General features: G+C 42.7%; 13 protein-coding genes and 1 pseudogene. 8 read left to right on the top strand and 6 right to left on the bottom strand.

Going from position 1 to position 15446, the window contains the following annotated elements; all coding sequences use genetic code 11:
- Positions 1-115: 115 nt before the first annotated feature.
- The 5 genes from ychF to lolB form a co-directional block, all read right to left on the bottom strand.
- On the bottom strand, positions 116-1207 hold the full coding sequence (gene ychF, locus Q7674_RS10505) for a redox-regulated ATPase YchF (RefSeq protein WP_045065600.1): 1092 nt from the start codon (positions 1205-1207) through the stop codon (positions 116-118).
- A gap of 95 nt (positions 1208-1302) precedes the next feature.
- The gene (pth, locus tag Q7674_RS10510; protein ID WP_305423695.1) at positions 1303-1893 is read right to left on the bottom strand and encodes an aminoacyl-tRNA hydrolase; all 591 of its coding nucleotides are present in this window, start codon (positions 1891-1893) and stop codon (positions 1303-1305) included.
- A 229-nt stretch (positions 1894-2122) separates the two neighbouring features.
- Positions 2123-3070 (bottom strand): ribose-phosphate pyrophosphokinase, encoded by a 948-nt coding sequence (locus Q7674_RS10515; RefSeq protein ID WP_005370023.1) that lies wholly within the window; start codon positions 3068-3070, stop codon positions 2123-2125.
- 32 nt (positions 3071-3102) lie between these two features.
- Complete coding sequence (gene ispE / locus Q7674_RS10520) at positions 3103-3981, bottom strand: 4-(cytidine 5'-diphospho)-2-C-methyl-D-erythritol kinase (protein ID WP_305423697.1); 879 nt, start codon at positions 3979-3981, stop codon at positions 3103-3105.
- 45 nt (positions 3982-4026) lie between these two features.
- Positions 4027-4617 (bottom strand): lipoprotein insertase outer membrane protein LolB, encoded by a 591-nt coding sequence (gene lolB / locus Q7674_RS10525; RefSeq protein ID WP_305423699.1) that lies wholly within the window; start codon positions 4615-4617, stop codon positions 4027-4029.
- A gap of 217 nt (positions 4618-4834) precedes the next feature.
- Here lolB and hemA point away from each other — a divergent pair, with 217 nt between their 5' ends.
- From hemA to Q7674_RS10560, 7 genes and pseudogenes are all read left to right on the top strand, one after another.
- On the top strand, positions 4835-6097 hold the full coding sequence (gene hemA / locus Q7674_RS10530; RefSeq protein ID WP_008986311.1) for a glutamyl-tRNA reductase: 1263 nt from the start codon (positions 4835-4837) through the stop codon (positions 6095-6097).
- A gap of 43 nt (positions 6098-6140) precedes the next feature.
- Positions 6141-7229, top strand: coding sequence for a peptide chain release factor 1 (prfA, locus tag Q7674_RS10535; RefSeq protein ID WP_305423701.1), 1089 nt, complete (start codon positions 6141-6143; stop codon positions 7227-7229).
- Positions 7229-8083, top strand: a pseudogene (gene prmC / locus Q7674_RS10540) (peptide chain release factor N(5)-glutamine methyltransferase). The gene prfA and the pseudogene prmC overlap by 1 nt, the downstream one beginning before the upstream one ends.
- Before the next feature lie 6 nt (positions 8084-8089).
- Complete coding sequence (locus tag Q7674_RS10545) at positions 8090-8470, top strand: SirB2 family protein (protein WP_008986314.1); 381 nt, start codon at positions 8090-8092, stop codon at positions 8468-8470.
- A 13-nt stretch (positions 8471-8483) separates the two neighbouring features.
- On the top strand, positions 8484-9293 hold the full coding sequence (locus Q7674_RS10550; protein WP_305423703.1) for a SirB1 family protein: 810 nt from the start codon (positions 8484-8486) through the stop codon (positions 9291-9293).
- Positions 9294-9308: 15 nt separating this feature from the next.
- Positions 9309-10163, top strand: coding sequence for a 3-deoxy-8-phosphooctulonate synthase (gene kdsA, locus Q7674_RS10555; protein ID WP_179946556.1), 855 nt, complete (start codon positions 9309-9311; stop codon positions 10161-10163).
- Positions 10164-10474: 311 nt separating this feature from the next.
- Complete coding sequence (locus Q7674_RS10560) at positions 10475-11737, top strand: SLC5/6 family protein (RefSeq protein ID WP_045065607.1); 1263 nt, start codon at positions 10475-10477, stop codon at positions 11735-11737.
- 80 nt (positions 11738-11817) lie between these two features.
- Here the strand turns inward: Q7674_RS10560 and Q7674_RS10565 are convergent, their stop codons facing one another.
- The gene (locus Q7674_RS10565) at positions 11818-13701 is read right to left on the bottom strand and encodes a methyl-accepting chemotaxis protein (RefSeq protein WP_045065609.1); all 1884 of its coding nucleotides are present in this window, start codon (positions 13699-13701) and stop codon (positions 11818-11820) included.
- A gap of 297 nt (positions 13702-13998) precedes the next feature.
- On the opposite strand from Q7674_RS10565, the gene Q7674_RS10570 reads away from it, so the two are divergent.
- Positions 13999-15357: a Na+/H+ antiporter NhaC family protein gene (locus Q7674_RS10570; RefSeq protein ID WP_008986319.1), complete on the top strand. Its 1359-nt coding sequence runs from the start codon at positions 13999-14001 to the stop codon at positions 15355-15357.
- The last annotated feature ends 89 nt before the right edge of the window (positions 15358-15446 follow it).

Consider the following 15446-nt stretch of genomic DNA (forward strand, 5'->3'; position numbering starts at 1 on the left):
TGAAACATAAAATTAGTTCAAAAAAATCCCCAAGCATTGGCTTAGGGATTTGTGTATAAGAGACAGGCTAAAGAGCTGGCTTATGAATGTTTATATGCTTTTTACAGGTGAAAAATTACACGTTGAAGCGGAAGTGAACAACGTCACCATCTTTAACGATGTATTCTTTACCTTCTAGACGCCATTTGCCTGCTTCTTTAGCACCAGCTTCACCACCACAGTTGATGTAGTCGTCGTAACCGATAACTTCAGCACGGATGAAACCTTTTTCGAAGTCTGTGTGGATCACACCAGCCGCTTTTGGTGCTGTTGCACCTACAGGGATAGTCCATGCACGAACTTCTTTCACACCAGCAGTGAAGTAAGTTTGCAGTGAAAGTAGCTCGTAGCCAGAACGGATCACGCGGTTTAGACCCGGCTCTTCGATACCAAGATCAGCTAGGAACTCTTCACGATCAGCATCATCAAGCTCTGCAATTTCAGACTCGATTGCCGCACATACAGGAACAACAACGGCATTTTCTTGTGCCGCACGTTCCATTACTGCGTCTAGGAATGGGTTATTTTCAAAACCATCTTCGTTTACGTTAGCAATGTACATGGTTGGCTTAAGCGTTAGGAAGTGCAGGTAATCAATTGCTACTTTTTCTTCTTTAGTTAGCTCAAGCGCACGTAGCATGCCACCCTCAGTTAGGTGAGGTAGCATTTTCTCTAGTACTTTGATTTCGAATTTAGCATCGTTGTCACCACCTTTAGCACGCTTAGCTAAACGCTGAATAGCACGCTCACAAGTGTCTAAGTCAGCCATTGCTAGCTCAAGGTTGATGATATCCATGTCTTCTAGCGGATCGATACGACCAGCAACGTGTACGATATTGTCGTTTTCGAAACAACGAACAACGTGACCAATTGCATCTGTTTCACGGATGTTAGCTAGGAATTTGTTACCTAGACCTTCACCTTTAGATGCACCAGCAACTAGGCCCGCGATATCAACAAATTCCATTGTCGTTGGCAGAATACGTTCTGGTTTAACGAAAACTGCTAGAGCATCCATACGAGGATCTGGAACAGGTACTACACCTGTGTTTGGTTCAATAGTACAGAACGGGAAGTTTGCTGCTTCAATGCCCGCTTTAGTTAAGGCGTTGAATAGAGTTGACTTACCAACGTTTGGTAGACCTACGATACCGCATTTAAAACCCATGGTTTAAAACCCTTTTGGTGATTATTCTGTGTAACAACTCAACTATAGTACGAATGACTGCACTATAGCGGCAAAATAGAAGTCGATTGGCTTGGCTATTCTGCTTTAAATGAATGTAGGCGGTTTTGCGCCTTTGTTAAGCCGTCTTTGAGCAATAAATCAATACAGCGAACAGATTCATCTACTGCTGCATCAATCAGTTCTTGCTCTTTAGCTGGTGCTTTACCAAGTACGTAGCCAGCGACTTTGTTTTTATCGCCCGGGTGACCGATAGCGATCCTCAAGCGATAGAAATCTTTATTGTTGCCCATTTTGCTGATGATATCGCGAAGGCCATTATGACTACCGTGACCACCACCTTTTTTGAATTTCGCAACACCAGGTGGTAGGTCGAGTTCATCGTGAGCAACAAGAATTTCTTCTGGTTTAAATTGGAAGAAATTTGCTAACGCAGCCACAGACTTACCTGACAGGTTCATGAAAGTGGTTGGGATCAATAAGCGAAGATCCTGCCCGTTGGTTGTAATTCGACCCGTTAAGCCAAAGTATTTTGGATCGGGGCGAAGCGTTACATTGTGAACGCGTGCTAGCTCTTCTACTACCCATGCACCTGCATTATGGCGAGTTCTAGCATACTCTTGACCCGGATTTGCTAGGCCAACAAGTAAACGAATATTATTACTCACGTTTATCTCTCTTGTTATATACGCCAGTAACTATGCTGGTTGTACTTGTGTTGAAAGTAGTGATGAGTTACTGGGAGTCGGGCTCAAAACGCGCCATATATTATATCAAATTAACTAAAATTGATACGACTGTGCTTTAGCGGTTATTTTTGACTGCTTGATAAAAGAAAACGCCCCGCAAAAGCGAGGCGTTAAATAATAGCGACGTTAATATTTAACTTTTAACGTATTAGTGCTCAAACATTGCTGAGATTGACTCTTCGTTGCTAATACGACGAATAGCTTCAGCTAGCATGCCTGATAGTGTTAATACAGAAACTTTACCTGTCGCTTCGATCTCTTTCGTCAGCGTAATTGAGTCAGTTACGATGATTTCATCAATCACAGACTCACGAATGTTCTCTAGTGCACTACCTGAGAATACTGGGTGAGTAGCGTATGCAAATACACGTTTCGCACCACGCTCTTTTAGCGCTTCTGCTGCTTTACATAGGGTACCGCCAGTATCGATCATGTCATCAACGATGATACAGTCACGACCTTCAACGTCACCGATTAGGTGCATTACTTGAGATACGTTAGCACGTGGACGACGCTTATCGATGATAGCGATATCTGTGTCATCAAGTAGTTTTGCAATAGCACGAGCACGTACAACACCACCGATGTCTGGTGATACCACAACTGGATCTTGAAGATCTTTTGCTAGCATGTCTTCTAAAAGAACTGGGCTACCAAATACGTTATCTACAGGAACATCGAAGAAGCCTTGGATTTGCTCAGCGTGTAGGTCAACAGTAAGAACACGGTCAACACCCACATTAGAAAGGAAATCAGCAACTACTTTTGCAGTGATTGGCACACGAGCAGAGCGAACGCGGCGGTCTTGGCGAGCATAACCAAAGTATGGAATTACTGCTGTAATACGGCCAGCTGAAGCGCGGCGTAGTGCATCGATCATAACAACCAGTTCCATTAGGTTGTCGTTCGTTGGTGCACAAGTTGATTGGATAATGAATACGTCGCTACCACGTACGTTTTCATTAATTTGTACACATACTTCACCATCGGAGAAACGGTTAACCGTTGCATCTCCCAATGAAATATAAAGACGATCAGCGATGCGTTGGGCTAGTTCTGGTGTTGCGTTACCAGCAAACAGCTTCATATCAGGCACGGTGTAAACCTCAGGTTGCGTCCAAGTTGTAATTACTGACAATCCGTAGAATGTGCGGCTAAGGCTGTCATAAGAGGAGACGTGTTGACACCTTTTGCGACAAATCCGTGGAGCCAGTCAGGTAAAATTTTCAAAATTGCGTTGGCTTCTTCCTGCGTATTAAACTCCGAAAATACACAAGCGCCAGTGCAGGTCAATCTTGATGGCGCGTATTCTAACAGCCACGAAAGCGCCTGATCAACCTCGGGATTAAGACTTCTTACAATTTTCTCGCAATCGTTTTCGTAAACTCCGCGTAACAGGGCATCTAGACTGCGTTTTTCTGTATTTCTTGGAAGATCTGGATGGGTGAAAATATCAACAGTTGCGATGCTAATATCGGGTTTGGCTACTAAAAACCATTTTTCTTCTGGCTCTGCTGGCTGTAATTTTTCACCAACACCTTCAGCAAATGCACTGGTACCACGTACAAAAACGGGCACATCGGCACCTAATTTCAAACCAATTTCAGCCAGTTCATCAACAGAAAGGTTGGTTTGCCATAAATGGTTAAGGGCTACGAGTGTGGTTGCTGCATTAGAAGAGCCGCCACCAAGACCACCACCCATAGGTAGAATTTTATCTATATGGATGTCCGCCCCTAAATCACAGTTAGCGGCTTGACGAAGTGCTTCAGCTGCTCGGTAGATCAAATTATCTTCTGTTTTAACACCTTTAATCGCAGGTGTTAGAAGGATCTGGTTATCACGGCGTGGTGTGATAGTGAGGGTATCGCCATAATCGACAAACTGGAAAAGGGTTTGTAGATCGTGGTAGCCATTTGGGCGTTGACCTGTGATGTATAAAAATAGATTGAGTTTAGCGGGTGCTGGGCATTGGCTAGCAACATCAAAAGGGATGTTTTGACTCATGCAATGCTCGTGTGTTTGAGGGTTACGGTAAAATTTTACGCTAATTTAGTTAGCTAACCATTGTGATATTTTTATTCTAACTTGCAGTTCACCTTGGCTCAGAATCATCTGTGTTGGTAATGCAGGGGTGTGGTCATTATACGTGTTGTAATGCATTTCCCATACTTGACCATTAATGTCTTTAGCTAAATAAGCAACTTGATCGTTGTTGTTCAATTGGTAAGTATCAGCACGAGTTGGTAAGCCAATGAGCCAATCTCGCATTTGTGATAGAGGCAATTGAAGTCCCGTTATCTCTTTAACCAGTTGGGTTGCATCTGTGCCGTGATAGGTTTTCCCATCAGGATCAACCAAGGTCACATTGTTAGGCTTCGAGTTTAAATTTAATACGGTTTTGAACATTTTGATAAGGATTAATTGGTATTCATCGTTGTGATTTTTCCAATTAAATGTCAGCTGAATACGTTGCTCAGGACTGTAAAAGCCAAACACACCTTTCGCTTGATAATCGGTGAGGCTTTTTAGCTGGGTTTGATGGGTTTTCCAATCTACTTTTTGGGTGTTTTTCGGCGTTTGTGCACAGCCTGATAATAAGGCAAACGTGATAGCTATAAAGGCTATATTACGTAATTTCATGATGACAGCTCGTAATAAGAATGAGCCAAAACAATAGCGATTATTTTAATTAAAGCCAAATAATAACCAAAAATAACGAGGAAATTAGGCGCTTAAGGCAAGAAAAATGCCATCATTATTGATTGATTTCGTCAGCTACCTTTTATTACGTCAGGGCATCAAGTAAAATCCCTCTCTCTTAGATTTTTTTCACAAGCGAAGTGGGTACACCGTCTCCATGACCTTGCTTGCATTAGGAATCAACCACAAAACAGCTTCTGTTGATTTACGTGAAAAAGTGGCATTTTCTCCAGAAAAGCTCACTTTGGCGTTGCAGCAGCTGAAAAACCACCCTGAAGTATTAAGTGGGGTTATAGTTTCTACTTGTAACCGTACTGAAGTTTACTGTGAAATTTCACAGTCAGGGCCGGGTGTGATCATTGACTGGTTGACCAAATTTCATCAGATCACAGCCGAAGAACTGATGCCAAGCCTGTACTTTCATGAAGAGCAAGCAGCAGCACGTCATTTAATGCGTGTTGCTTGTGGCCTAGATTCGTTAGTATTGGGCGAGCCGCAAATCCTAGGACAGGTGAAGCAGTCTTATTCGGAATCAAAAGACATTGAAGCAGTAGGTGGCACCTTAGAAAAGCTGTTTCAAAAAACCTTTACAGTAGCGAAACGCGTACGTACGGAAACAGATATTGGTGGTAATGCCGTATCTGTGGCTTATGCTGCGTGTTCTTTAGCGCGCCAAATTTTTGAGTCTTTATCCGGTGTTACTATTTTACTGGTAGGTGCGGGTGAAACGATTGAATTAGTTTCTCGTCATGTTGTTGAACAGGGCTGTAACAGTTTAATTGTGGCTAACCGTACTCGTGAGCGTGCTGAAGGTATTGCGCGTGAATTCGGTGCTGAGGTGATCAGCTTAGAAGAAATTCCTGAGCATCTTCACCGAGCAGATATTGTGATCAGCTCAACGGCGAGTCCATTACCGATTGTTGGTAAAGGCATGGTTGAAGCGGCACTGAAGCAACGTCGTCACCAGCCTATGCTGTTGGTCGATATTGCTGTTCCACGTGATATTGAACAACAAGTTGGCGAATTGAACGATGCTTACTTATATTCTGTTGATGATCTTCACTCGATTGTAGAGAAGAACCGTGAGCAGCGTAAGGTTGCAGCCATTCAGGCTGAAGCCATTGTAAGTGAAGAAAGTGCAGCGTTTATGCAATGGCTACGCTCACTAGAAGCCGTTGATAGTATTCGTGATTATCGTCAATTTGCCGACCAAATTAAACAGGAGTTGCTACAACGTAGCCTCCAAGCCATTGCTAATGGTACCGATCCTGAGAAGGCCTTAGCAGAGCTCAGTAACAAACTGACCAATAAGCTTATCCATGCTCCAACCAAAGCTATGCAGCAGGTCGCTAAAAATGGCGAATCTGACAAATTAGTGGTGATCCGTGAAGCTCTCGGTCTGGATTCCTATAACGATTAGTAGTTGATCGCCTTTGGCTTTCGCTAAGCACGATTAGAAGATTATGAAGCAATCAATTTTAGTTAAATTAGAAACTCTTGTTGAACGTTATGAAGAAGTTCAACATCTCCTTGGTGATCCTGATGTACTTGCGGATCAAAACCGTTTTCGTGCGTTATCAAAAGAATACTCACAGTTAGAAGAAGTAACCAAGTGTTTCCAAGCTTACCAACAAGCGAAAGAAGACTTAGTTGCCGCTGAAGAGATGGCACAAGAAGACGACGCAGAAATGCGTGAAATGGCACAAGAAGAGATCAAAGAAGCGAAAGCTGAAATTGAGCGTCTAGCAGATGAACTTCAAGTGCTATTGCTGCCTAAAGATCCAAACGATGATCGCAACTGTTTCGTGGAAATTCGTGCTGGTGCTGGCGGTGATGAAGCAGGTATTTTCGTCAGTGATCTATTCCGTATGTACAGCAAGTACGCAGAGCGTCGTGGCTGGCGTGTAGAAGTGATCAGCGAAAACCGTGCAGAGCAAGGTGGTTACAAAGAAATGATCGCAAAAGTGAACGGCGACGGTGCTTACGGTATCTTGAAGTTTGAGTCAGGCGGTCACCGTGTACAACGTGTTCCTGCAACGGAGTCTCAAGGTCGTGTTCACACATCAGCATGTACTGTTGCTGTGCTACCTGAAGTGCCAGAAGCTGAAATTCCAGAGATTAACACGGGCGATCTGAAAATCGATACCTTCCGTTCATCAGGTGCAGGTGGTCAGCACGTTAACACCACCGACTCTGCTATTCGTATTACTCACTTACCAACAGGTATTGTGGTTGAATGTCAGGATGAGCGTTCACAGCATAAGAACAAAGCAAAAGCGATGTCTGTACTTGCTGCGCGTATCATTAAAGCGGAAGAAGAAAAGCGTCACGCTGAAGAGGCAAGCACTCGTCGTAACCTACTAGGTTCAGGTGATCGTTCTGACCGTATTCGTACTTACAACTACCCACAAGGTCGTGTTTCAGATCACCGTATTACGCTAACACTTTACCGTTTAAATGAAGTGATGGAAGGCGATCTAGACGCACTAATTCAACCTGTTCTACAAGAGCACCAAGCGGATCAGCTTGCTGCAATGGCTGAGCAAAACTAATGCCTCGTAGCATTGAACAGGTTTTAAAACAAACAACAGCACAATTATCAACGGCGGGCTCAGATAGCCCGCAGTTAGATAGTGCTGTTTTGCTATGTCATGTTCTCGATAAACCGCGTAGCTATTTACTGACATGGTAAGAAAAACAGCTTGATGATGCCCAATATGAGGCATTTCAAGCGTTACTCACCCGTCGTATTAATGGTGAGCCTGTAGCTTACATTATTGGCGAACGTGAGTTTTGGTCACTGTCATTAAAGGTTTCACCATCAACATTGATTCCACGTCCTGATACTGAACGTTTAGTTGAGCTGGCATTAGAAAAAATTTCAGCTTCAGCTACTAAAGTATTGGATTTAGGTACAGGTACAGGTGCTATTGCTTTAGCGATTGCATCTGAATGTCCAATGTTGCAAGTAACAGGCATCGATTTACGTCAAGAAGCGGCTGATTTAGCGCTAGAAAATAGCCAACGTTTATCAATTTCAAATACTCGCTTTTTAGCGGGCAGTTGGTATTCACCGTTACAACAAAATGAAACGTTTGATGTGATTGTGAGTAATCCACCTTATATTGATGAAGCTGATCCGCACCTTGTTCAAGGCGATGTTCGTTTTGAACCAAAGAGTGCGCTAGTCGCTGACGATAACGGTTTAGCTGATATTCGCATTATCAGCGATCAAGGACGACAACATTTGGCTATCGGTGGTTGGTTATTGATGGAGCATGGCTTTGAGCAGGGCTCTGCAGTACGTGAGATTTTAGCGCAGCTTGGATACCAACAAGTTTCTACCAGTCAAGATTATGCAGGACTCGATCGAGTAACGATGGGTTGCTGGCAAGGAGAAAAATAGATGATGATGTATATGGCGATGAAACACATTCACTTAGTGGCAATTGCACTGAGTGTGCTGTTATTCGTAACCCGCTATATCATGATGATGGCAAACTCATCACTGTTGAATAAAAAGTTTTTTAAAGTCACTCCCCATATTGTTGATACGATTTTATTAGCATCAGGTGTGGCACTTATCTTTATTACTGGTTTTATGCCGTTTACCGCAGCAAATGGCTGGCTAACAGAAAAACTAACGTGTGTGCTGGCTTACATTGCCCTTGGTTATGTCACGCTGCACATGGGTAAGAACAAAGTCTTTAAGACGTTTGCCTTTTTAGGTGCGTTGGGTTGGGTATTTTTAGCTGCACAATTGGCGGTCACTAAGACGTCGATTTTCGGTTAAGTTAGGTTAGATCATGATGCAGTTTAATGAAGATGAACTCAATTCTCGCCCATTAGTGGACGGAGCTATTGAGATGATGGCGGAAATTGATCCTGAATTTCCAGCCCATTGGGTGCAATTAAAGTTATCTCAATTAGCTCAAGAAGCCGAACACGCGTTAATGGAAGAGCTCGATCCTCGCCTTCGTTTAGAAGGGCTATTACGCTTATTTTATCGTGAGTGGGGTTTTCAAGGCGATCATCAGCAATACTTTTCATCAGATAATGTATTTTTAGATAAGGTATTGGAGCGCCGTAAAGGGATCCCTGTTAGCTTAGGTGCACTGTTTGTTTATCTAGCACAGCATCTTGATCTCCCTGTAGAAAGTGTAGGCTTCCCGACGCAATTTTTATTAAAGGCGACATGGACAGAAGGTGATGTGCAATACATCAACCCGTTTGATGGTGAGTTTGTAAGCACTCATATTTTACGTAGTTGGTTGATTGGTCATCGAGGCCCGTTTACTGAATTAAAGCCGGAATATTTAGAAACACAGCAGAATCACGAAATTCTTGTTCGTTGGTTAACTGTGATGAAAAGTGCGCTGCTTCGAGAAGAGCATTTCACTGACGCTTTACGTTGTAGTGATTTAGCGCTGTTATTTAGCCCTGGCGATCCTCATGAGATCCGCGACCGTGGCTATATTTATCAGCAACTCGACTGTAGTCATGCCGCTGCAATGGATTATTCATACTTTATTGAACAATGCCCTGAAGATCCGGCTGCCGATTTACTCAAAACGCAAGTAGAGACGCTCTTTGATGAGCCTTTGACTCTGCACTAAAAGAGAATAACGAATATGATGGAACAAAAAACTGTTCGCATTGGCGACATTGATGTAGCGAATGATAAGCCATTTGTCCTATTTGGCGGTATGAACGTGCTTGAGTCTCGCGATTTAGCGATGCAAATCTGTGAGCACTATGTAAAGGTTACTGAAAAGTTAGGTATTCCTTACGTATTTAAAGCGTCTTTTGATAAAGCTAACCGTTCATCTGTGCATTCATACCGTGGTCCAGGTATGGAAGAAGGTCTGAAGATTTTCCAAGAGATCAAAGATACTTTTGGTGTGAAAATCATCACTGATATTCACGAGCGTGAGCAAGCACAACCTGTTGCTGATGTGGTTGATGTGATTCAGCTTCCTGCATTCCTTGCGCGTCAAACTGATCTTGTTGAAGCGATGGCGAAAACAGGTGCAGTGATCAACGTGAAAAAACCACAGTTCATGAGCCCAGGTCAAGTGGGTAACATCGTTGAGAAGTTCGCGGAATGTGACAACCACAATGTGATCTTATGTGAGCGTGGTGTACTGCACGGTTACGATAACCTAGTGGTTGATATGCTTGGTTTTGATGTAATGAAAAAAGCATCAAAAGGCAGCCCAATTATCTTTGACGTAACGCATGCGCTACAGTGTCGTGATCCACTAGGTGCGGCTTCTGGTGGTCGTCGTGAGCAAACCGTTGATCTAGCTCGCTCTGGTATTGCAACGGGTATTGCAGGCTTGTTTATGGAAGCTCACCCAACACCTGATCAGGCACTATGTGATGGTCCATCTGCGTTCCCACTAGATAAGCTTGAGCCATTCCTTGCTCAAATTAAGCAACTTGATGATCTTATTAAGAGCTTCGCTCCTATTGAAGTAAACTAAGTTTATCAGCTTCTCTTTAAAGCCCAGTGATGATGAATCACTGGGCTTTTTTGTGCCAATAGCATGATAAAACGTTTGTTTTGTATGATAAGTATTCGATTTATTAAAATTCAAAAAACATAAAAATACGATATTTTATTCTATCTTTGACTTGTTTTTTTGAAGTTAAATTTCACTAATTTAAATAAATACAGTTGGTATGCTTTTGAGGTATCTGTTTTTATGGTGTGATGTTTGTCTCACTGTTTTTGAAACTTGTCGGCTGTGGTTTCATACTTGCCGCAGCATTTTATTCGAGCAGAGAGTTTCCCGTGTCACTAACAACCACTCAAGAGCACTCCGGACAAGAAGTAACAACACGTTTATCTAAATGGACTCAGCATGACACCCGTTGGATGTTGAGTTTATTTGGTACATCTGTTGGTGCCGGTATTTTATTTTTACCGATTAATATTGGCTCTGGTGGTTTTTGGTCTTTGATCGTCATGGCGTTATTGGCAGGGCCAATGACATTCTGGGCGCACCGAGGATTAGCACGTTTTGTGCTTTCATCATCTTCATCTGATGCCGACTTTACTGATGTGGTAGAAGAGCATTTTGGCACAGGTTATGGTCGCTTAATTTCCCTGTTGTACTTTCTGTCGATTTTCCCAATTCTGCTTATTTATGGTGTGGGTTTAACCAATACCGTTGATAGCTTTATTGTTCACCAATTGGGTTTAGAAGCGCCATCACGTGTGCTGCTATCTGGTGGTTTAGTCTTTGTGATGATCACTGTAATGTTAGCGGGTGAAAAAGCGATGCTAAAAGCGTTTGAAGTGATTGTTTACCCGTTAGCATTTATCTTGGCGGGGATCTCAATTTACTTGATCCCAAGCTGGCACATGCCAAACCTTAATTTCAACCAAAGCTTTGTTGAGTTCAGTTCATCGCTATGGTTAGCCATTCCTGTGGTGGTATTTGCGTTTAGTTATACGCCTGTGGTTTCTGGTTTTGTTAATGCTCAGCGCCGTCAGTATGCCGATGGGGCTAAGCAAAAATCAGAATCAATTTTAAAGCGTACGTCAGTGATGCTGATTGCATTTGTCCTGTTCTTTGTTTTCTCATGCGTGTTGAGTTTAACTCCTGAGCAACTACAGCAAGCTAAAGCGGATAATGTCTCTGTGCTGTCTTACCTTGCAAACGTAAAAGACAGTCACTTTATTATGTTGCTAGGCCCACTGATTGCTTTTATTGCGATCACCTCGTCATTCTTAGGTCACTTCATGGGTGCACGTGAAAGTTTTAATGGCATTGTGGCTAAACAAACTAAATTGCCACTGAAAACCATCGATAAGATCGGTGTGGTGATCATGTTCTTCTCTATTTGGTTTGCAGCGGTAATGAACCCGAGCATTCTCGGTATGATGGAGGCGTTATCAGGCCCTGTGATTGCGATGATCTTGTTTATCATGCCGATGCTGGCGGTATACCGTATCGAGAGTTTGAAAATGTATCGTGGCAAGATCAGCACTTGGTTCATTTTACTAATGGGTACATTGGCTGTAGCTGCGATTCTTTTTAGTTTGATTTAATCGCGAATAAATTTGAGATAAAAAGAAGGCTTGCGTTATTAATAGCGCAAGCCTTTTTGTTATGTGTCGAGCATTAATGACTAGAGCTTAAAGCGACGAATTTCTTGTTGTAACTCGTTAGATAATTGAGATAACTCTGCCGCCTGTTGTGCGGCCTCATTGGCTTCAATTGCAAGCTCATTTGATACATCGCGAATCCCCTCTGTATTACGGGTGATCTCGGATGTCACTGATGATTGCTCTTCTGCCGCAGAGGCAATTTGTGTTGCCATATCATTGATGTTGTTCACTGCAGACGTAATTTGCGCCAAGCTTGCAGAGGCTGAACTTGCATCATCAACACTGGTTTCAGATAAATGGCGGCTATCTTCCATGATCCCAACGGCTTGAGCTGTAGTTTGCTGCAGGGTTTCAATCATTTGTTGGATTTCTTGGGTAGATGCATGAGTACGTTGACTTAACACTCGTACTTCATCAGCAACAACCGCAAAACCTCGACCTTGCTCGCCAGCACGAGCTGCTTCAATCGCTGCGTTTAATGCCAGTAGATTCGTTTGCTCGGCAATACCTTGGATGGTTGAGAGGATCGTAGTGATGCTTTGGGCATGATTATTTAGCTCACTGATCACTGTTGTTGCAGTATCCACTTCTTGCGCCAAACTAGAAATAGATTGCTGACTTTGATTGACCTGAGTTGCACCGTGATCTGATGCTGCAACCGTTTCTTCAGCGGTACGTGCGGTATTTTCTGCGTTGTAAGCGATCTCTTTCGTTGCGGCTGACATTTCATTAATCGCTGTCGCAACCATATTGATCTCATCTTGCTGGTGCAAAATACGTGAGCTGCGTTCTTGAGCTTGGGCCGCAGTCACTTTTGATTGTTGACCCAATGAATCAGATACACGGCTTAAACGCATCACCATTGCGTGCATATTGCTAACAAATTGGTTGAAGTTCTTAGCAAGCTGTCCCACTTCATCATTGCTCTTTGGCTCAATACGTTGCGTCAGATCGCCTTCACCACTCGCAATTTCTGCTAGTGCTTTTGATACGCGATCTAAATCGCGGAATAGGAAATTCACTAACCATGCCACACTACAAATAACCAATAGCGCAATAACAGCCGCGGCTAGTATTAGCTTGAAAAGTAGTGCCTTATGAGCAGCTTGTTCTGTTTTGGTATCTAAGCTAATAGCGAGCAGCCACTGAGTATTTGGAATACTCGCGAAGTAAAGCTGTTTAGCTTGACCGTTAATGGTTAGGTTTGCAAAGTCATGGCTCTGCATTTGTTGTTCAATAGAATTGATTGATAAGTCATTGCTATAGCGAGCAATTGGCTGTAGCAGTAATTGTTTATCAGGGTGTGCGAGGAAAGTGCCATCTTGCTTGTTGATCAACATGGCGAAGGCATTTTCACCAACGTTTAAATTAATGACATCATTAATCAATTGGGTAATTAGGATGTCAGCACCCAACACACCGGAAAAAGTCCCATTGTGATACACAGGTTTCGCTATGGTGATCATCTGTGCTTTGGTTAAGGTATCGAGGTAAGCGGGAGAAATAATTGTATTATTGGCTTGCTGAGCTTGTTGATACCAAGGACGAGTACGAGGATCGACAGATGATAGATCGCGTTCAGTATAAGAGCTGGTGGCTGTACCGACTTTACTTCCGAAATATAAATCTTCAAATTGACCCGCTAGTCGCGCTTGTTTTAAAAAGGGGACGATTTCAGCATTAGAAGTGTTTTCTTCAACAGAATTGATGATATCACTACGAATGGCAACCCAATCGCCAATACTTTCACTTACAGCTTGAGTGAGATTTTCTGCTCGTTCATAGAGTTCATGCTCGGCTTGTGAAGCTATTTGACTGGCAGAAAGCCAAGTAAGCGCAGTCGCCATCACTATGACGGCGGATAAACTGGCGACGATGAGTTTTTGTTTTAATGTTAACTGCATTATATATCCCTAAAATCCAGTATAATGTTAACGAATTCTAGTGATTGTTAAGCTTAAGCGCATTATTTAATGACATGTTTATCATTAAAGTTATTTGTATTGGTGATAATGCTCGCATTTTTATCTTAAGATGCTTAAGAGTTTTTGTTTGCGACAAGCCTAAATATCATTACGATGATGACTGTTTATGTAATTTAGTTACATATCTTTTGGATGTTTAGACGTCTAGATGTTGACTCTGTGATCGCATCCATTTAGTCTAACTGTCAATTTACAAATAGATGTTAAGTAGTCGTCATGCCAAGCACAGCCAAAAAAGATCAAAATATTCCACCATCCGCACTTGCCTTATTACCGTTAGGTATTTTCTTAGCCTTATTTATTGGGGTAGGTACTTATCTAACGATGCAAGGTGTTGATTTCGCTTTTTACCAATTACCAGCGCCAGTTGCAGCATTACCTGCTGTGGTTGTGGCAATCTTACTCAGTAAAGAAAAACTAAATAAAGCGATTGAGCAGTTTATCCGTGGCGTAGGTCACAGCGATATTATTGCGATGTGTATGATCTATTTATTGGCAGGTGCGTTTGCTTCTGTGGCGAAAGCGTCAGGTGGGGTAGATGCTACGGTTAATCTAGGGTTAGCCTTAATTCCTGCGAGCATGATCTTACCGGGTCTATTTGTGATCTCTGCTTTTATTGCAACTGCAATGGGCACATCAATGGGTACCATTGCCGCAGTTGCTCCCGTTGCACTAGGTATTGCTCAAGCATCAGGCATGGATGTGGCATTAACTGCTGGTGTTGTCCTCAGTGGCGCAATGTTTGGTGATAACTTATCTATTATCTCTGATACCACAATTGCAGCGACTCGCTCGCAAGGCTGTCAGATGAAAGATAAATTCCGTGAGAACGTGAAAATTGCTATTCCAGCAGCGATAGCAGCGATTGTGTTATTTACTTTCAATAGCTCTGTGACGCAATTGCCAGAAACATCACCAATTGAATGGCTAAAAGTGATGCCATATATCACGATCTTGGTACTGGCTGTATCAGGTGTAAATGTGTTTGTTGTGCTATCTGTAGGTATTTTATTAGCTGGTGGTGTTGGCCTAACATCAGTTGCAGATTATAGCTTAACGAATTTTGGTAAAGACATTTACGGCGGCTTTGGCAACATGCAGGAAATCTTCCTGTTATCTATGCTAATTGGTGGTATCAGTGAGCTAATGCGTCAGCAAGGTGGTTTGGCTTTCTTAACGCAAAGCATTAGCCGAGTTATCAATGTATTTAGTTCAAAACATAAAGCGTCTGAAAACCTGCGTGCGAGTGAATTTGGTATTGCGGGCTTAGTGAGCTTAACTAACTTTTGTACCGCAAATAACACGGTAGCAATCATTGTTTCTGGTGGTGTTGCTCGTGAACTGGCTGATGAAAACGGGGTAACGCCGCGCCGCTCTGCAAGTTTGCTTGATATCTTCTCATGTGTGATCCAAGGGGTTTTACCTTATGGTGCACAAGCATTGTTATTAGGTTCAGTATTTGAGTTATCACCATTGGATGTGGTGGCACATTCTTACTATTGTTTCTTCTTGGCGATTGCCGCGATTATCGCGATTGTCATGAAGCATCCAAGTCGAAAACTGGCTAATGCATAATGTGATTTTATTCACTATAAAACAGAGTTGACGATAACTATTTTCGATAAGCCCAGTATTAACTGGGCTTTTTTGTGCCTTGATGTGAC

This window comes from Photobacterium leiognathi (assembly GCF_030685535.1).
Taxonomy (GTDB): domain Bacteria; phylum Pseudomonadota; class Gammaproteobacteria; order Enterobacterales; family Vibrionaceae; genus Photobacterium; species Photobacterium leiognathi.